The 18,728-nt window shown below is 58.8% G+C and carries 12 protein-coding genes; 1 reads left to right on the forward strand and 11 read right to left on the reverse strand.

Annotation, left to right across the window (positions count from 1 at the left end):
• Window positions 1–20: 20 nt before the first annotated feature.
• The 9 genes from ACYZT3_RS20500 to ACYZT3_RS20540 all read right to left on the reverse strand — a co-directional run bounded on the left by ACYZT3_RS20500 (window position 21) and on the right by ACYZT3_RS20540 (window position 11,190).
• On the reverse strand, window positions 21–2,954 hold the full coding sequence (locus tag ACYZT3_RS20500) for a glycosyltransferase family 2 protein (RefSeq protein ID WP_462030579.1): 2,934 nt from the start codon (window positions 2,952–2,954) through the stop codon (window positions 21–23).
• 54 nt (window positions 2,955–3,008) lie between these two features.
• Window positions 3,009–3,737 (reverse strand): cephalosporin hydroxylase family protein, encoded by a 729-nt coding sequence (locus tag ACYZT3_RS20505; protein WP_282377463.1) that lies wholly within the window; start codon window positions 3,735–3,737, stop codon window positions 3,009–3,011.
• 30 nt (window positions 3,738–3,767) lie between these two features.
• Window positions 3,768–4,433 carry an acetyltransferase gene (locus ACYZT3_RS20510; RefSeq protein ID WP_282377462.1) on the reverse strand — a complete coding sequence of 222 codons (666 nt, stop codon included), beginning with the start codon at window positions 4,431–4,433 and terminating at the stop codon, window positions 3,768–3,770.
• On the reverse strand, window positions 4,430–5,551 hold the full coding sequence (locus ACYZT3_RS20515) for a DegT/DnrJ/EryC1/StrS family aminotransferase (RefSeq protein WP_282377461.1): 1,122 nt from the start codon (window positions 5,549–5,551) through the stop codon (window positions 4,430–4,432). The genes ACYZT3_RS20510 and ACYZT3_RS20515 overlap by 4 nt, the downstream gene beginning before the upstream one ends.
• Window positions 5,548–6,774: a methyltransferase domain-containing protein gene (locus ACYZT3_RS20520; RefSeq protein ID WP_462030580.1), complete on the reverse strand. Its 1,227-nt coding sequence runs from the start codon at window positions 6,772–6,774 to the stop codon at window positions 5,548–5,550. The genes ACYZT3_RS20515 and ACYZT3_RS20520 overlap by 4 nt, the downstream gene beginning before the upstream one ends.
• Entirely contained in the window at window positions 6,771–7,331 is a 561-nt protein-coding gene (locus tag ACYZT3_RS20525) for a dTDP-4-dehydrorhamnose 3,5-epimerase family protein (RefSeq protein ID WP_462030581.1), read from the reverse strand. Before ACYZT3_RS20525 ends, ACYZT3_RS20520 begins: the two co-directional genes overlap by 4 nt.
• A complete protein-coding gene (gene rfbG / locus ACYZT3_RS20530) occupies window positions 7,328–8,410 on the reverse strand; it encodes a CDP-glucose 4,6-dehydratase (RefSeq protein WP_462030582.1) in 1,083 nt (360 codons plus the stop codon). The genes ACYZT3_RS20525 and rfbG overlap by 4 nt, the downstream gene beginning before the upstream one ends.
• On the reverse strand, window positions 8,392–9,165 hold the full coding sequence (gene rfbF, locus ACYZT3_RS20535) for a glucose-1-phosphate cytidylyltransferase (RefSeq protein WP_282377456.1): 774 nt from the start codon (window positions 9,163–9,165) through the stop codon (window positions 8,392–8,394). Before rfbF ends, rfbG begins: the two co-directional genes overlap by 19 nt.
• 597 nt (window positions 9,166–9,762) lie before the next feature.
• Entirely contained in the window at window positions 9,763–11,190 is a 1,428-nt protein-coding gene (locus ACYZT3_RS20540; RefSeq protein WP_282383490.1) for an IS1182 family transposase, read from the reverse strand.
• Between the two features lie 456 nt (window positions 11,191–11,646).
• On the opposite strand from ACYZT3_RS20540, the gene ACYZT3_RS20545 reads away from it, so the two are divergent.
• Window positions 11,647–13,074, forward strand: a complete 1,428-nt coding sequence (locus ACYZT3_RS20545; RefSeq protein WP_282383490.1) for an IS1182 family transposase — start codon at window positions 11,647–11,649, stop codon at window positions 13,072–13,074.
• Between the two features lie 357 nt (window positions 13,075–13,431).
• Here ACYZT3_RS20545 and ACYZT3_RS20550 read toward each other — a convergent pair whose 3' ends face one another.
• The gene (locus ACYZT3_RS20550; protein WP_462030583.1) at window positions 13,432–17,010 is read right to left on the reverse strand and encodes a glycosyltransferase; all 3,579 of its coding nucleotides are present in this window, start codon (window positions 17,008–17,010) and stop codon (window positions 13,432–13,434) included.
• Window positions 17,011–17,136: 126 nt separating this feature from the next.
• On the reverse strand, window positions 17,137–18,726 hold the full coding sequence (locus ACYZT3_RS20555) for a flagellar hook-associated protein 3 (RefSeq protein WP_462030584.1): 1,590 nt from the start codon (window positions 18,724–18,726) through the stop codon (window positions 17,137–17,139).
• Window positions 18,727–18,728 lie beyond the last annotated feature (2 nt).

Raw genomic sequence — 18,728 nt, forward strand, 5'->3', positions numbered from 1 at the left:
CTTTTACCTGTCAGTCAGGCTTATGCGAGCAACTGCGCCCAGTTCACCGGGGCTGCTTCACCCAGGGCAAAGCCCTTGCCGGTCAAGGCCAGGTTGTTGTTGTAAGCCTCGTCGTGCGCAAAGCGCGCCTGCCACTTGTCGCGCAAGGCTGCCACTGCCTGAGGATCGTTCGGCAAAACGCCCGGGTGGGCAATCTGAACCTGCGGCGTCCACACCGTGAGCAAACCGGCGTCGGCAACTTTCAGGCAGAGATCGACATCGGCGTACACCTCATCGAAATGCTCACGATCCAGTCCGCCGAGGGCAACGAAAACCTCCTTGCGAATCATCAGGCACGCACCGGAGACGGCCGAGTAATTCTGTTCGACGAGCAGTCTGCGCATGTAGCCCGGCGCCTCCATTTTCTCGCCGATGAAGGGCGAAGCGATCTCGCCGTTGAGCCCCAGAATCAGGCCGGCACCGGTGACACTGCCTTCGCGGTCCAGCAATTTGGCGCCAACCACCCCGACTTCGGGACGCTGGGCCTGATTGAGTAACGCCTCGATCCAGTTCGCGTTGACCACTTCGGCGTCCGCCGCCAGCAGCACCAGGTATTCACCCTGCGCCTCCTCGGCGGCCAGGTTGATCAGGGCCGACGTGCTCAGGCGTTGCGTTGTCTTGACCAGACGAATCCGGTCTGCGCCGTTTTTCTCCAGGCTGTCGAGCCAGGCGAGCAGCTCGGTGGACTGGCTGTGGTTATCGGCAATGACGATTTCGTTATGTTGATAGCGTGTGCGTTGCAAAACGCTGACCAGGCAGCGCTGCAAGTGCTCGAGGTTGTCCTGGCTATGGATGATGATCGACACCTTCGGGCGACCGGCATGACGGTAGTCGATACTGTAACCACCCGACACTTCGGCGTTGACCTGGGCCTGATAACCGCGCGTCGCCAAATGACGAACCAACGTCTGACGCTCATGGTCATTGGCTGTCAGCTCGGGTGCGGCGGTGATCAGCAACGGCTCGGCCAAATGGGCAAGGCCGGCCACGCCACCGGTTTCGATCAAGCGCAGCAGCAGGTCGAACTCAAGTGCCGAGGTGAGTTCGCGGGTAAAACCGCCGACCTCCACCAGCGCTTCGCGGCGAATCAGCCAGTGCCGCGCGACGAGTGCCGGCATGCTCTGCAACAGGTCGAGGTTGAAGGCTGGCCGGAACACATCGACCAGCGTGCCATTGGCCTGGCGATGAATTTCGTCCATCGCCACCGCACGGCAACCCTCGGCGTTCTGCAACTCGAGACTGGCACGCAAGAAACCGGCAGCGGTGAACTCGTCGCCCGCCTCGCCCAGCAGCAACCAGTCCGACGTCGACTGACGAGCGATCTGGTTCAGTTTATCAACGTAATTGGCCGCCGTGACCTTGACGAAATGCAGCGTGTTTTGTGCCGTGGTGACCGCCGGCAAGTCGCCCGTGGTGAAGACCACCACCTTGAACGCCCGGAACGCACTCTCCATGAGGCTATCCAGAGTAATCTGGAGTTTGTCCATGTCTGCGTCCAGATCGAGCAGCAGAATGCCGAACTGAGGCCCCCCTTCGTTGGCCGCCAGGTGCTGGTTGATTTTCCTCACCACGGTGTCGTTCGGTTGCCGGGCTTGCAGCCAGTTGTGCAGACGTCCCGATGGCATCGTGTCGAGTAACTGGCGACTGTCGAAGATCGGCACGCTGTCCAGACGCTGAACCCAGTCGGTCAGCACCTGGGCATCAGCGGGCTCATCCATCTGCTGGAGCTGCTGCCCAAGCTTTTGCAGCACCCGACGGTTGAAGGCCCCCAGCTGAACGGCTTCAAGCAGACGGTTCTGGATCGTCGCCGAACTGTCATTGGAGTAGGTGCGCTGCAAGGCCTCTTGCTTGAGCAATGCGCCTTCCATTTCTTCGAGTTGCAAGCGCCCGGCCGGCATCGCATGCAGCAAAAATTCGCACTGCGTGAGTTGTTCGAAGAACGCGCTGTTGTAGAACGGCATTTCGACGTATTGCTCAGCGCCAAAGACCCGCTTCGGCCCCAACGTCGGATCTTTCCAGTAGGACTCGAAAATCGGCTCGATGGTCAACGCGTTACGGGTTGTCAGGCTCTCGGCCAGGGTGGCGAAGCTTTGCAGAGCAACCTCTGCGGTCTGCTTTTCGTCCAGACCGCTGATGCCAGTCGGTAGCGACGCCAGAAACCCGGCAAAGCGCTCGCGGTCGGCGACAGAGCGGGCGTCCTTGAAGCTCAAGGTCGTCATGATCTCGGTGTTGTGATCCGATCGACCGTAGTTGACCTCACGCACCACATACGGCGTCGGGAGAATCCGCGCCTTGGCCCGTGCCAGCATGTAGTAGGCATGACCGATTTCCTGCCATTGGAAGATCGTGCCTTCAGGCATCGCTTCATACCAGTCACGCAGCAGCGAGGTGCGGTGGACCGCGTAGAACGGCGGAATGTACTGGCTCATGAAATCCAGGACACGATCCTGACCGCGCTCGGCGTTGTAGTCCTCGTGTACTTTCTTGTCACGACGGTAGTACTGCACATAGTTGGAGTGGGTCAGGTACATCAGACAATAGCCATGGCACAGACCGTAGTCGGGGTTGGCTTCGAGGAAGCTCACCGACTCGGTGAGGGCACCGTGCAACAGAAAATCATCGTCGGAGGCGAAGACCATGTATGGAGTAGTAACCTGCTCGACGCCGTACGCCAGTTTGGACTGGATTCCCCAGTAGCCAAATTGCGGCAAGTGCCGATAGTCGATGGTGTCCGCAACCGTAGCCGCGCCTTCCAGCGCGATGGCTGATGAATCGAGGACCAGGATCTTGCAAGGCAGCGTGCTGTAGAACTGCAATGCCCGACGCAAGAACGCCGGACGATTGTGCGTAATCAGCACCAGAGTGAACAGCTCACTCAGGGACAACGTGTTTTCTGAACCGTAAATGCCTTGCATAACCTTCCCCACCACTGACTGATTGCCTGATGAAAACTCGAATGAAGTTGCCGCTTAGCGCACTCGGCGCAAGTAGCCATCTGGCGCGACAGTGATCAGCAGCTTGCTGTGAATTGCCTGGTCGATCTCGAAATCACGGTTCTCTTCCAGGTAGGCCCAGACCGCGGTTTTCGGGTTGTCACCCTTGCCCCACGGACGGTCCGGGAACGCATCTTCCGGCATGTCTTCGACCACGGTGTCCATGACCACGCAATAACTGCCCACCGAGACCATCGGTGCATACAGGCGCAGCTCTTCGAGTACGTGTTCGTGGGTGTGATTGGAGTCGAGTACCACCAGCACTTTCTTGCCCTGGATACGCTCGCGCACCTGGTCGACAATGGCAGTATCGATGCTCGAACCCTGAATCATCCGGATGCGTTTGCTCATCGGGTGAGCTTCGATCGCTTCGCGGTTGTGCTGGCGGATATCGATGTCGACACCCAGCACTTCACCATGGCCCATCAGTTCCAGGATCGAGGCGTAAAACACCAACGACCCGCCGTGGGCGATACCGGTTTCAACGATCACGTCCGGACGCAGGTTCCAGATGATTTCCTGCATGGCGACCATGTCCTGCGGGAACTGAATGATCGGCCGCCCCATCCAGCTGAAGTTGTAGGTGTACTTGTGCTTGGCCGTTGTGCCGACCCATTCCAGCGACTCGGCTTGCAACGCCTTGTCCTTTTTCAGGCCTTCGATGTTGTCTTTTACTTCTTCGCGAAACTGCTCATGGGGATTCATTGCAACGCTCCAAAAAAATAGGGAAACGGGTTACTTGAAGACCCTACCGTCGGGGTAAGGCACCACGTTGGTCTTGATGATCCTGGCGGGATTGCCCGCCACGACTGAATAATCCGGGACATCTTTGGTGACGACGGCACCGGCGCCGATGGTCACCCAGCGGCCGATGCGCAACCGCGGAAGAATGGTGGCATTGGTGCCGATAAATGTTCCGTCGCCGATCTCCACGCAACCGGCGATGCACACGCCGGGCGCCATGAACACCGAGTGGCCGATTTGGCCTTCATGCCCCACCACACTGCCGGCGCTGATGCTAGTGTTGTCGCCCAGCGTCACCTCGGCCTGCATGAGTACGCCTTCCTGCAGATAACTGCCCTGCCCCATGCGAATCATGGTCAGGTCGATGCCGGGGTGGACGAACTGGCCCAGCGTGGCACCGGCCTCCACCAGTTGGCGGGTGGTCTCGTAGCGCAGTCGGGTGCTGCCGGTGATCAGGTTGACGAAACACACGTCCGGCCCTTTAAGTTCACTCACCAGCCCGGAACCGCCAATAACCGGCACGCCATAAAACAAAGTGCCCTGTTTGCCCGGGTCATTGTCCAGAAACGCAAACTCGACGTTCGGCGTGCTGCGCTTCACCGCGTGCAGCATGCGCACCGCTTCCGGGTTCGCCGCACCCAGCAAGTACATCTTCACAGCGATTGCCTTTTTGCCAGCAGCGCACGTACCACATCCACCACGCGCGCCTGATCGGCGTTCGTCATGTCGTGATAACTCGGCAGGTTGAACGCACGCTCCGGCAAGGCAAACGAAACCGGCGTGTCGACCACATGCTCGCTGAACATGGGCAACGACGACAGTGGCCAGAAGAACACCCGGGCGTCGATATCGGCAGCCTGGAACGCGGCGATCATCTCGTCGCGATGAATCCCGGTCCCGGCATCGAATACCACCGTGGGCATCCAGTAACCGTTGCGGGCATGGGCAGGCTCCGGGTTCAGCGAAACACCCGACAGCGATGACAGCGCGTGGGCGTAATTGGCGAATATCGTCCGTTTGCGTTCGATCAGCTCATCGATCCGCTCGACCTGAGCGCAGCCGACGGCAGCCTGCAAGTTGCTCATCTTGTATTTGAAGCCAATGAACTCCGGCCAGAATTGTTTGGTGCTGCCCGCGACACGACCATGGTTGGACAAGGTCAGGACACGCTCGTACAAGGCTTTATCCGACGTGACAAAAATGCCGCCCTCGCCGGTGGTCATGGTTTTGGTGCCATGGAATGAAAACGCACCGAACGCCCCCATCGAACCGGCAGCCTTGCCGCGCCACTGCGAGCCGATGGCTTCGGCAGCGTCTTCGATGACCGCAATACCGTGTTCGCGACCAATCGCCAACAATGCATCCATGTCACACAGGTTGCCGTAAAGGTGAACCGCGAGAATGGCTTTGGTCTTGGGGGTAATTGCACGCCTGACAAGTTGCGGATCCAGGCACCAGCTATCTGGCAGAACATCGACAAATACCGGCGTAGCGCCCAGATACGTGATCGGTGCCGCCGAAGCGATCCAGTTGGTGTTGGCCAGGATCACTTCATCACCCGCGCCGATGCCCAGCGCCGCCATGCCCATGTGCAGCGCGCCAGTGCAGCTTGAAGTCGCGATGGCGTAGGTCGCACCAAGGTGCTCGGCAAACCCGTGCTCGAAACGCGTCAGGTATTCGTAGCAACGCGCGCCCCAACCATTCTGTACGGCATCCAGGGCATACCGGGCTTCCAGTTCGCCGACACTCGGTTTGGTGTAGTGAATTCTGCTCATTGAATACTCAACTCCGGAACGGCAACGACAAACTGTGCGCCCCACTCTTTGACCGAGGCGAATTGCTGGGTGATTTCCGTCAACAGGTTCCATGGCAGAACCAGGATGTAGTCGGGCTGTTCGAGGGCGATACGCTCGGGTGAAACCACCGGAATCCGGCTGCCAGGCAAAAATTTGCCCTGTTTATGCGGATTGGCGTCGGCGACCCAGGCCAACAGATCAGGCTTGACCCCGGCGTAGTTGAGCAACGTGTTGCCCTTGGCGGCGGCGCCGTAACCGACCACTCGTTTGCCATCGGCTTTCGCCTGCAACAGAAAGCGCAGCAATTGGTGCTTGATGCCCTCGGCGACTGGCGCAAGGGTCGAGTAGTACTCGGGGGTTTTCACCCCGGCAACGATTTCGGCCTGCAATTGAAGCGCAACCGCGGGCTGCACTTCGCGACGAAGCCCGTCAGCACGCTGCACGAACACCCGCAACGAACCGCCATGGGTCGACAGCTGACTGACGTCGAACACTTCCAGACCGTTGCGTTCGCACAATGTATGCACGGCGGTCAGGGACAGGTAGGAATAGTGCTCGTGATACAGCGTGTCGAACTGTTGCCCGGCCATCAGCGTCAGCAGTTGCGGAAACTCGAACGTCGCTACGCCAGTCGGCTTGAGCAAGGTCGCAAAGCCGCCGAGGAAATCATTGATGTCCGGCACGTGGGCCAACACGTTGTTGGCAGCCATCAGGTCCGCAGACCAGCCTTCGCCGAGCAATTGCGCAGCGGTGTGACGGCCGAAGAACAACTCGCGGATTTCCAGGCCCTTTTCGCGCGCCGCTTGCGCGGTGCTGCGGGTCGGTTCAACGCCCAGGCAAGGGATGCCGCGACCGGCGACGTACTGCAACAGGTAACCGTCGTTGGCAGCGATTTCCACCACATGGCTGTCGGCGGTCAGGCCGAAGCGCTCGACCATCGCGGCAACGTAGTGATCAGCATGCGCCAGCCAGGTGCTGGAAAACGAACTGAAATAAGCATACTCAGCGTCGAACAGGCTGTCGGCACGGGTGTAATCCTCGGTTTGCACCAACCAGCACTGCTGACACACCGCGACCTTCAGTGGCACCCATTGTTCGGCCTGTTCCAGCTGATCGGCACGTACGTAAGCGTTCGACGGCGGCGACGTGCCGAGGTCGATCAGCGGCAAGGCCAAAGGAGTTCCGCAACCACGACAGTTCATAGACGCACTCCAGCGAAGCGTTCATCCAGCAAGGGATGGCTGGCGTCCCTGGCTGACAGATTATTGACAGGCAGCGGCCAAGCAATCGCCAGCCGTGGATCGTTCACCGACAAACCGCCTTCGTGCTCCGGCGCATAGTCGGCGCTGTGCAGATAAAGCAATTCGGCGTCGTCGGTCAGGGTCTGGAAGCCGTGGGCAAATCCGGCAGGAATGAGCAAGCTGCGACCGTCGCCAGCGCGCAGGTGTTCGGCGTGCCAGTGCAGGAATGTTGAGGAGTCGGGCCGCAAGTCCACCGCCATATCCCAAACTTCACCGCGCAGGCAGGTGATCAGCTTGGCTTCCGGCGCGTTGGCATTCTGGTAATGCAAGCCACGCACACTCCCGCGTGCGCGGATGCAGGAATGGTTGATCTGGCGAATGGAAAACGCTTGGCCGAAGGCACTCAGGCTGCCCTCGCAGAACAACCGGGCGAAGTGCCCGCGATCGTCTTCGAAGCGTTTGTGCTGCACGCTGAACAAGCCCGTCAGCGGCAGCGCTTTCAATAAGAATTCGCTCACAGCGCGCCTCGGTACAGGTTCAACTGGCCCAAGGTGACGTCACGCATGTCGTCGCCGTTTTGCCAGGCCAGGTGCCAATCGAGGGTCTGGGTCAGGCATTGCTGCAACGACCAGCGCGGTTGCCAGCCCAACAGTTGTCGGGCGCGGCTGCTGTCCAGGCGCAACAGGCCTGCTTCGTGCAGATCACTCGGTTCGATGCGCAATCCGCGCGCTTGTGGCCAGCGGTTGGCGAGCAATTCGACGACTTCGCCGACGCTGCACATGTCCGCTTCGCTCGGGCCGAAGTTCCAGGCGCCGGCAAACTCGGGACCTTTTTCATAGAGGCCGGCGGCCAGTTGCAGGTAACCAGCCAGTGGTTCCAGCGCGTGCTGCCAGGGGCGCACGGCTTGCGGGTAGCGCAGGGTCACAGGCTCGTTTGCGGACCAAGCCTTGAGTACGTCGGGAATCAACCGTTCCGGCGCGAAGTCACCACCACCCAATACGTTACCGGCCCGGGCTGTGGCCAGGGCCAAACCGTGCTCGGCATACTTTTCGGCCGGGAAGAACGAAGCGGCGTAAGACTGCGCCAGCAACTCGCAGCAGGCCTTGCTGCTGCTGTAAGGATCGTGTCCGCCGAGGGCTTCGTCTTCGCGGTACGGCCAGAGCCATTCTTTGTTCGCGTAAACCTTGTCGGTGGTCACCAGCACGCACGCACGCACGCCGCCGACCTGACGGATCGCTTCGAGCAGATTGAGGGTGCCCATGACGTTGCTGGAGTACGTCCCCAGCGGGTCTCGATAACCTTCGCGTACCAAGGGCTGAGCCGCCAGGTGCAGGACGATTTCTGGTTGGGTATCGGCGATCAGTTCCAGCAGGGCGCCCAAGTCACGCAGGTCGCCGCGCTGATCATTTATGCCTTCGGCCACCTGCGCCAGGCCGAACAGATTCGGCTCGGTGGATGGATCAAGCGAAAACCCGCTGACCTTCGCGCCCAGACTTTGCAGCCACAACGTCAGCCAACTGCCTTTGAAACCAGTGTGACCGGTCAACAAAACTCGCTTGCCGCGCCAAAATTCCGGGCTCAGTCCCATTGCTTCCATGGGGCCTCCCCTGTCTGCCACAACGCCTCAAGATGGTTTTTGTCGCGCAGAGTATCCATCGGCTGCCAGAAGCCATCGTGCTGGAAGGCCATCAACTCACCCCGCCCGGCAAGGACGTCGAGAGGGCCTGACTCCCACGAGGTTTCATCGCCATTAATCAGTGGCAGAACCTTGGGTGACAACACAAAGAAGCCTCCGTTGATCCAGCCACCATCACCGCGCGGTTTTTCAGTGAACCCCAACACCCGATCGCCCTCACGATCCAGCGCACCGTAGCGGCCAGGTGGCTGCACCGCCGTGACCGTGGCCTGCTTGCCATGAGACAGGTGAAAATCCACCAGAGCACCGATGTTCAAATCGGACACCCCGTCGCCGTAGGTGAAGCAGAACGCTTCTTCGTTTTCAAGATAGCGGCTGGCGCGACGCAAACGGCCACCGGTCATGGTTTCGTCACCGGTATCGATGAGCGTGACGCGCCACGGCTCGCTGTAGTTCTGGTGAACGTCCATGCGGTTGTTGCACATATCGAAGGTGACGTCAGAGGTGTGCAGGAAGTAGTTGGCGAAGAAGTCCTTGATTGCATAGCCCTTGTAACCCAGGCAAATCACGAAGTCATGAATCCCGTGAGCGGAGTACTGCTTCATGATGTGCCAGAGAATTGGCTTGCCGCCGATTTCAATCATCGGCTTGGGTTTGAGGTGCGACTCCTCACTGATGCGCGTGCCCAGGCCGCCCGCCAAAATAACTGCCTTCATCGTCTCCCCTCTTGTTCGTCACAGGGCTCAGCCAAGCTGTATCAAGCTTTTGCAGGCCTTCTGGATAAAACCTTCAATGCCTCTCAGGGCGCTTCTGGATTCACCGGAAGTGCTCGTTTTATGGCGATATCGGGGGGACTTGCAGGAAACGCGCCAGCTCTTTCAGTGCGGTGGGCGAGCGCTGAGACGAAAGAACCAGGTATTGAAGGCCTGATGCTGTTCACTCGGCTGGTAGCTGATAGCTGGGGGTTGGGGTTGGGGTACATATCCGTTTCTGCGGTAACGGCTGCTGACGGTTTCGCTTTTACAGCGAGTCACTTTCGAAAAGCGCGAAAGTAACCAAAGCGCTCTTGCCCCTTTCGTTCGGTGCCTCGCCTGGGCTCGGCATGCCCTCTCTCCGGTCCTGCTCCGTGGGCCCGCCGCCATCGGCCATCCATGGCCCAGAGTGTGTAAAAACAGGCTCAAGCATCGTCGGCGCGTAGCGCCGACGAGTGTTGGCTGACTCATTTGAGCCTAAAGCGTTCTTCGTCGCTCCAGCCCCTTCTCAAGGCCGCTAACAACGCGTTACAGCCCGTCAATTGGGCAAAAAGGGCCTTTTCAGGCCGACAGCGCTTTCATTAGATTCTGCGCACCGAGGATTTTCATCACCCGCTTCAAGTTATAAGCGAGCACGTTCAAACTCATTTCGGCGCTCACCCCGGCTAATCGTCGCGTCAGGAAATGGGTTGCACCCATCCATTGTTTCAGCGTCCCGAAGGGATGCTCGACCGTTCGCTTGCGGATGCTCATCATCTGCGGCGCATTGTCCAGGCGAACCTGCATCTCCTCCAGCACCGCCTCATGCTCCCAGCGACGAACCTTTCGCTCTCTGGCCGGCGTGCATTGCGCTTTTATCGAGCAGGCCCGGCAGTTGGAACTCCAGTAACTGTCCAGCTTCTTGCCTTTATCAACGTAAGAGGAGCGCCAAATCAGCACTTCCTTGGCGGGGCAGATGTACACATTTTTGTCTGCGTCGTAGACGAAAACATCATTGTTGAAGCGTCCATTGAATTTGGCGCGCGAGCTCAGCGTCTTCGGCACATAAGCGGTAATTCCTGCCTCGTGACAGGCTAGGATTTCCCCGCTTTTGAAGTACCCTCGGTCAGCCACCACCGACAACGATTCGAGTTTCATCGCCTCACGGGCCTGCTGGGCCATCGAGCTGAGCTGATCACGGTCGTGACCCACATTGGTCACCTCGTGCGCGACGATCAGATGGTGCTTGGTATCGACCGCCGTCTGCACGTTGTAACCCACGATTCCATTACCGCTCGTCATCATGGAGCGGGCGTCCGGGTCGGTCAGCGAGATCTGTTTGTCCGGCGATGCTTCAAGCTGTATTTCAATCTCCTGAAGCGCCTTCATCTGCTCCTTCAGTTTGGCGATTTTCTCTTCCAAGCCGCCTTTAGGCCCAGAGGGCTTGGGCTCTTCCCGATCAGCCGCATCCAGCGCCGTTAGATAACGGGCAATGCTCGATTCGATTTCTTCCATCCGCCGCTTCAGTTTGGCGCTGGTGAAATTGCGGTCGCGGTGGTTCACCGCCTTGAATTTACTGCCGTCGATGGCGACGAAATTTTCCGAGAAAAGCCCCAACTGCTGACACAGCACAACAAACTGACGGCAGACGCCTCGAATGGCCTTGCCGTTGTCTTTGCGGAAGTTGGCGATGGTCTTGAAATCCGGCATCAAGCGACCGGTAAGCCACATCAGCTCGACGTTACGCTGCGCCTCACGTTCAAGGCGCCGGCTCGACTGGATGCGGTTTAGATAGCCGTAGATGTAGATCTTCAGCATGACTGCGGGGTGGTAAGCGGGTCGGCCAGTTTCAGCAGGGATAGCGCTTTCAAAACCCAAGGTGATCAGGTCGAGCTCGTCGACGAAGACATCGACTACACGCACCGGATTGGTGTCGCTGACGTAATCGTCCAGGCTCTCGGGGAGCAAGGTACTTTGACCTCGGTGTTCGCCTTGGATGAAGCGTTTCATGGGCAACCCTTGCGATGAAATCCTGGGGAATCATAGCAAGGGTTTGCTTGGGTGTTTTGACACACTCTGGGCCGGGGGCGGCTAACCCGGCATCCATGCCGGGTTGCCCACTGCGCAGAACCTCCACTCGGCCTCTCGAGGGGGCGGTGCGTCAAAATCAAAAGCTGCAGGCGAGCTAACGCTCGGCCTAATGAGTGGTGAAGAGCGAAAGCCGTACGCCGATTTCTTGTGGGAGCGAGCCTGCTCGCGAAGCTGTTGATCCTGCCGTTGCTTTGCTTTGCTTTGCTTTGCTTTGCTTTTGATCTTGATCTGCCCCGTCGGAAGGCCGAGTGGAGGTTCTGCGTAGTGGGCACCGCGGCAAGGATGCCGCGGTAGCCGCCCCCGGCCCAGAGTGTGTCAAAACACCCAAGCAAACCCTTGCTATGATTCCCCAGGATTTCATCGCAAGGGTTGCCCATGAAACGCTTCATCCAAGGCGAACACCGAGGTCAAAGTACCTTGCTCCCCGAGAGCCTGGACGATTACGTCAGCGACACCAATCCGGTGCGTGTAGTCGATGTCTTCGTCGACGAGCTCGACCTGATCACCTTGGGTTTTGAAAGCGCTATCCCTGCTGAAACTGGCCGACCCGCTTACCACCCCGCAGTCATGCTGAAGATCTACATCTACGGCTATCTAAACCGCATCCAGTCGAGCCGGCGCCTTGAACGTGAGGCGCAGCGTAACGTCGAGCTGATGTGGCTTACCGGTCGCTTGATGCCGGATTTCAAGACCATCGCCAACTTCCGCAAAGACAACGGCAAGGCCATTCGAGGCGTCTGCCGTCAGTTTGTTGTGCTGTGTCAGCAGTTGGGGCTTTTCTCGGAAAATTTCGTCGCCATCGACGGCAGTAAATTCAAGGCGGTGAACCACCGCGACCGCAATTTCACCAGCGCCAAACTGAAGCGGCGGATGGAAGAAATCGAATCGAGCATTGCCCGTTATCTAACGGCGCTGGATGCGGCTGATCGGGAAGAGCCCAAGCCCTCTGGGCCTAAAGGCGGCTTGGAAGAGAAAATCGCCAAACTGAAGGAGCAGATGAAGGCGCTTCAGGAGATTGAAATACAGCTTGAAGCATCGCCGGACAAACAGATCTCGCTGACCGACCCGGACGCCCGCTCCATGATGACGAGCGGTAATGGAATCGTGGGTTACAACGTGCAGACGGCGGTCGATACCAAGCACCATCTGATCGTCGCGCACGAGGTGACCAATGTGGGTCACGACCGTGATCAGCTCAGCTCGATGGCCCAGCAGGCCCGTGAGGCGATGAAACTCGAATCGTTGTCGGTGGTGGCTGACCGAGGGTACTTCAAAAGCGGGGAAATCCTAGCCTGTCACGAGGCAGGAATTACCGCTTATGTGCCGAAGACGCTGAGCTCGCGCGCCAAATTCAATGGACGCTTCAACAATGATGTTTTCGTCTACGACGCAGACAAAAATGTGTACATCTGCCCCGCCAAGGAAGTGCTGATTTGGCGCTCCTCTTACGTTGATAAAGGCAAGAAGCTGGACAGTTACTGGAGTTCCAACTGCCGGGCCTGCTCGATAAAAGCGCAATGCACGCCGGCCAGAGAGCGAAAGGTTCGTCGCTGGGAGCATGAGGCGGTGCTGGAGGAGATGCAGGTTCGCCTGGACAATGCGCCGCAGATGATGAGCATCCGCAAGCGAACGGTCGAGCATCCCTTCGGGACGCTGAAACAATGGATGGGTGCAACCCATTTCCTGACGCGACGATTAGCCGGGGTGAGCGCCGAAATGAGTTTGAACGTGCTCGCTTATAACTTGAAGCGGGTGATGAAAATCCTCGGTGCGCAGAATCTAATGAAAGCGCTGTCGGCCTGAAAAGGCCCTTTTTGCCCAATTGACGGGCTGTAACGCGTTGTTAGCGGCCTTGAGAAGGGGCTGGAGCGACGAAGAACGCTTTAGGCTCAAATGAGTCAGCCAACACTCGTCGGCGCTACGCGCCGACGATGCTTGAGCCTGTTTTTACACACTCTGGGCCATGGATGGCCGATGGCGGCGGGCCCACGGAGCAGGACCGGAGAGAGGGCATGCCAAGCCCAGGCGAGGCACCGTACGTCAGGGGCGAAAGCATTTGGTTACTTGGCGCTTTTCCAAGTGACCCGCTGTAAAAGCGGAACCGTCAGCAGCCGTTACCGCAGAAACGGATACGTACCCGATCGCAATAGAACCCCTGGATCAGCTCGGCAACCAACCCTCAGCCCAATAATTCAGGTTGTTACCCCGCAACATATAGTCGCGCAGCACTTCCTCACGCAGCGCGTCGCCCATGCGATAACTCGCGTCCGGGTCAGCCAGGTGCATACGGATTGCCTCAAGCCATTCTTCGGTACTGTTGCTCACCACCTTGGTACACGGCAGGTAACCCCGATAAGCCTCGGTGTCCGTGCAGATCACCGGGTAACCGCACGCGCCATATTCCAACAGGCGCAAGTTGCTCTTGCAGTCGTTGAAGATGTGAAACTCCAACGGCGCCAAAGCCAGATCAAGGTTTAGGCTTGCCAGTTTGGCGGGGTAAGCCTGCAGGCCAACGGCGGGATGGAATTCATGCACGAAAGGCTTGAGTGCCGGTGGGCACATACCGAAGAACACCCATTCCACTTCATCCGCCAGCAGGCGAACGACATCGGCAATGATCGCCAGATCCCCATCATGACTGGTCCCCCCACCCCAACCTACTCTCGGCTTACGTGACGTACGTCGCTGGCTGCTCAGACCGGTCCACAGATGCGGAGCGAGCATGTTCGGCACCACGCGAATATCGTCATGCATGCCTTTAAGAGCATCGGCCAGCGGCTGGGTCGACACCACTACCCGGTCACACAGCCCAATTGCACGCCGCACGATTTGCTCAACGCCAACGGTGGCCTTGCGCACGTGAGCGTTTTTCTTCGGAACGTCGATGACATAGTCATCGAGCTCAAAGATCCGGAACGCCCGGGAGCTGTTTCTGACCCGCTCCACTTCATTCACTGCGCCCTCACTGTAGCGCCCTTGCAGAATGATGACGTCGGGCGACTGGCGTTCCAGCTCAATGTCCGAAGGTGTATGGAACGCAAGATTACCGAGCACTTGACCCGCAGCTTCCAGCTCGAGAAACGGTTGGGTGACGCGGTAATGACCCACTGCAGTCTCATTGATCGGAATCGCCAGCACCCGCGGCAGCAGGTGACGGGCGAACGGATTCCAGTCGCTCTTGAAACCCGGCTCAAGGCTGAAATTATTGGTGTTGAGGCTCAGGTTGACGTTGTACGCCGGATCTCTTGCGATGATCGGCAGCCAACGCTGATAAAAACGCTTCTGCTCAGACACCAGCTCTGACACCACCGAACCGCTCGGCGCCTCGGCAGTCACCCTGACCGATTCGGCATAGGGCGTCCAGACCACCAGATAGCCCTTCTGCCTGACGCGCAGGCAGAAGTCCGGACCGTTGAGCATGTGGGGAAAGGCATGCTCGTCAAACCCCTGAAGCTCATCGAATACCTGCTTACGGATCAGCAGACATTCAGTGCTCACAGCGCTTAAATTCTGCACCGCCTGCTGGCGCTGCATGTAACCCGTGGTCGTCACCACTTCCCCGCGCCAAGGCACGCCTACAGGTCCACGCATCCCCAAGATCAGGGCCGAACCACCGATACGCCCCTGAGGGCTGACCATTCGGCCACCGACGACTCCCACCTCCGGACGCAAGCCGTGATTCAGCAACTCCCCAAGCCAGAGGCGGTTGACGATCAGGCTATCGGGGCTGAGCAACAGCACATACTCGCCGCGCGCCTGAGCAACGGCGAAGTTCTGCGCCGCAGCCGGGTTATCGGGGTAATCGCAGCGCAGCACGCGCAGTTTTTCGCCGCCCATTTGCGACATGGCGGCCAGCCAGTCCCCCGTTTCGATCGAGGTGCTTGCGTTGTCGACGATCAACAATTCGTAATGAGCATAGGCCGTGTGCTCCAGCACACTTTCGATGCAACGTTGAAGCCGACCGAGCTGATCCTGGGCCACTACCACAATGGACACCAGTGGCTGAACGCCATGCTGATAGTCAATGCGGTTGATCAGCGGCACATTGCCCTGCCGGACCTCGTGTACAGCACCGATACGATCAAGGTGCGCGGTCAGCACACGGGGGTTTTGCTCGGTCACCTGCGGCAGAGCGAGCCATTGCGACAGGCCGAACGAGGACTCGACCAGTACTTGGGCGACATGCTCGATGACATGTGCGCCATGGTTTTCAACGAGCCGCCAAACCAGATCATGTGGGCTGAGTTCACCGAAGTCCGGGTTGAAACCGCCTGCGTCGACAAAGCGCTGGCGCTGAATGGCCAGTGTCCGCCCGATATAGGGATAACTGCGCAACAGGTCCAGATTGAAATCGGACTTGAAGATCGGCTCGACCGACACATCATTGCGCAAGCCGCCTTCATCGCTGTAGATACACAGCGCGTCGGCACTCTCGACCATTCGCTCGGCCAAAAGCAGCAAGGCCAGTTCATTCAGGCGATCACCGGCCCGTAGAAGATAGAACCAGTCCGCACTGTCCGTCTGCATCAGCAGGCCATTGAGCTGTTCAAGGCCATCGCCCTGCAAGCCCACGCGGATCACATTGCCTGCCTGGGCACCGGTACGCTTTTCACTGGAGAGCACCCGCACCGTTTCAGCGACATAGACCTGCCGTTCGATGCTGTCCAGGGTGACGCCGAGTGCCGCTTCGTCGGCGTCGGCATCAATCACCACAGGAACAATGCGCGGGCGCCATGACCACGACGCAAGGCGCGTGGGCAGCAGGCGCTGCTGGGCCGGATTCAGGGTTCGACAGGCCAACCATTGCTGATACACATCGACAAAGCTGTCACAGTTTTCACCGACCCGTGAACGGATCATGGTCGCGGTAAAGCCCAACGAACGACTCAGGGGCATTTCCTCCCAGTCATACGGTTCACCGAGGGCGGCACTGGCCAGATCGATATAGCGCACATGTCCCGGCGCTGGCGCCGGTTCGCCGCTGCGCACCGCCAGCATTTGGGTCAGCCAACCGAGCTCGACCGCCACGGCCTGTTGGACCTCCAATTGATTGCTCATGCGCGCCGGGTGCAAGCGTTCGAAGCTGAGCACCTGTCCCAATACCGCCAGATTGCCACGACGCAACAGGCAGACAAACAAGGCGAAATCGAGACGGGCGACAAACCCTTCGCCGACCTGGGTCAATGCGGGCAGATACTCCAGCACCTGATGAGTACGCATCAGCGCGCCACTCAAATTGCTGAGGAAGTTCATGGCCGTGCTTTCCAGCACATCCAGCAGGTCTTCACCCTTGAACAGCGTATCTCCCGAGACAAAGCTGGAGTTCTCCAGACGCTCGGGAAGCAGAAGGTAATCGCCGTCGCAATACTGACGCTGAGCAATCACCAGATTCACGTCGTCATGGTCAATGAAACCCTGCACCTGACGGGTAATGCTCTCAGGCAGCAACTGATCGTCATCACAGAGAAGCTTGAGATACTCCCCGGTTGCCTGCTCGGCGCAGACCATCAGATTCCCCTTGAACCCCAGGCGTTGTTCATTGCGCACATAACGCAATGTCACGGTTTGCGGCACCGTGCAGGCCTGGACCAGCTCATGGATTTCGTCGCTGTCGCTGTCGTCACACACGATCACTTCAAGCGACGCATAGGTCTGATTCAGAGCACTTTGCAGCGCTGCCTGAAAGTACAGCGGGTTGTAGGCGGGAATGGCGATGCTGACAAGAGGAGCTGGTTTCACGGCAGGGGAACTCGCGAGCGGCGGGCGCTCACTCTGGAACGAGTGGAGCAGCCCTGAACCGCTGAAAAATGACGGTTTGCACTCGGGTGTATTGAACCTTCGTGCCCATAGCGCGAAGGCCTTGACTCAGATTTTGTTGAACAACCCCAACTGAGCGATTTTGCTGAACGCCAGTTGTGAGGCCTGCAACATGGTTTGCTGCAAGGTCAGGCGGGTCATCACCGTGGCCGGGTCCGAATCACGGATCGCCCCTTGGGTCTGCGTGTTGGCCATCGTCAGGCTCTGGTTGATATCGGTCTGAGTCGTCAGCGACGCACCGCGACCACCCACGGAGCTGATGCCGGAGGTCAACTGATCAATGCCGCTGGCCAGGTTGCCGATGCCCGAACCAATGGCTGCGTTGAGTTTTTGAATGGCCAGCGGATCGTTGTTGGTCGGCGTCGACAGCGCGGTTTTCAGCTGGTTGACGGTGTCTAGAACATTCTGCGTCTGGTGAGTGTTGACCGTGACAGAGAACTGGTCACCGGCAAGCATCGACGGCGCCGGCACGCCGCTCAGCGTGAAGGCGACACCCGATGCGGTGGCGACGTTGCCCGCCAGAACGCCGCTGGAAACCGGCTTGCTGTTCGCGGTCAGAGGCGCGGCATACAAGTCGAAAGCCGTGGGACTGGTGAACTTGAGAATCGCCTCGCCCTCCGGAAAGCTGGCGTGATAGGCGGCACTGTTGGTGATGCTCGTGTTGGTGACTACTTCGGTAGACAGGTTGCCTGGACTGCGCGACGCATTGAAGCTGTCCGGCTTGGCCGCCAGGGTGAAACTGTAGGCATTGCCGAACACGGTCGCCGGAACGTCGCCAGGCTTCAGGTTGATGTTCAACTTCAGATCAACGCCACGGAAACTGATCGTCTGGGTAGCCGCACCGCCGGTAGAGTTGAACACGCCGTTCCCGCTGACTTCGGACGTGACGTCGGTGCCCAACGAGTCTCTGATTTCCAGCTGTGTGGGGGTCAGGAAATTCACAGTGTAGGGTTCGCCACTGCGGAATTTGGCGTTGTAGGTCACGTCGGAACCTACCTGACCATTGGAAAGCACCACGCGACCGCCATCGACCAGCGCCGTGGGCGAAGTCATTGTGGTCTGCGTGCGACTGGTGTTGATGGCTTGCTGGAACACAGCCCAACCGGTGCTGTTGGTGGCCATCGACTGGGTATCGCCAATCGGCAGGTCCAGCGTGACCTGATCACCGTTATAGCTGTAGGTGCCGTCGGTATTGCGCGAGAACGGAACGGTATCACCCTTGGAACCGGCGAAAATGTATTTGCCATTTTCGTCCTTAGTGTTCATCAGGCTCAACAGCTGCTCTTCGATCTGGCTGAGCTCCGAAGCATTGGCCTGACGGTCGGAATCGGTATAACCGGCGTTGCCGGCACTCAGGGCCAGTTCCTTGGCGCGTTGCAGCACGTTGCCGATACTGGTCATGACCGCTTCAGTCTGGCCAAGCGTGGCTTTGATCGTTGTCATGTTGTTCGAGAACTGATCGAGCATCGAAGCCTGCTGGCCTAATTGCAACAGACGCGAGGCGCCGACCGGATCATCGGCGGCCGTGTTGACGCGAACCAGGCTGCTGGCCTCTTCGCTACTCTTGATTGCGTTGGCGAAGTTCTTCTGGTAATTGGCAGCCGAGGACTCGTAAAACTGGGCGGTAGAAATGCGCATGG

Source organism: Pseudomonas sp. MDT1-16 (genome assembly GCF_054898115.1).

Coding starts and splice junctions, on each gene's coding strand:
- ACYZT3_RS20500 (WP_462030579.1), bottom strand. CDS start 2,954: ATGCAAGGCATTTACGGTTCAGAAAACACGTTGTCCCTGAGTGAGCTG.
- ACYZT3_RS20505 (WP_282377463.1), bottom strand. CDS start 3,737: ATGAATCCCCATGAGCAGTTTCGCGAAGAAGTAAAAGACAACATCGAA.
- ACYZT3_RS20515 (WP_282377461.1), bottom strand. CDS start 5,551: ATGAGCAGAATTCACTACACCAAACCGAGTGTCGGCGAACTGGAAGCC.
- ACYZT3_RS20520 (WP_462030580.1), bottom strand. CDS start 6,774: ATGAACTGTCGTGGTTGCGGAACTCCTTTGGCCTTGCCGCTGATCGAC.
- rfbG (WP_462030582.1), bottom strand. CDS start 8,410: ATGGAAGCAATGGGACTGAGCCCGGAATTTTGGCGCGGCAAGCGAGTT.
- rfbF (WP_282377456.1), bottom strand. CDS start 9,165: ATGAAGGCAGTTATTTTGGCGGGCGGCCTGGGCACGCGCATCAGTGAG.
- ACYZT3_RS20540 (WP_282383490.1), bottom strand. CDS start 11,190: ATGAAACGCTTCATCCAAGGCGAACACCGAGGTCAAAGTACCTTGCTC.
- ACYZT3_RS20545 (WP_282383490.1), top strand. CDS start 11,647: ATGAAACGCTTCATCCAAGGCGAACACCGAGGTCAAAGTACCTTGCTC.
- ACYZT3_RS20555 (WP_462030584.1), bottom strand. CDS start 18,726: ATGCGCATTTCTACCGCCCAGTTTTACGAGTCCTCGGCTGCCAATTAC.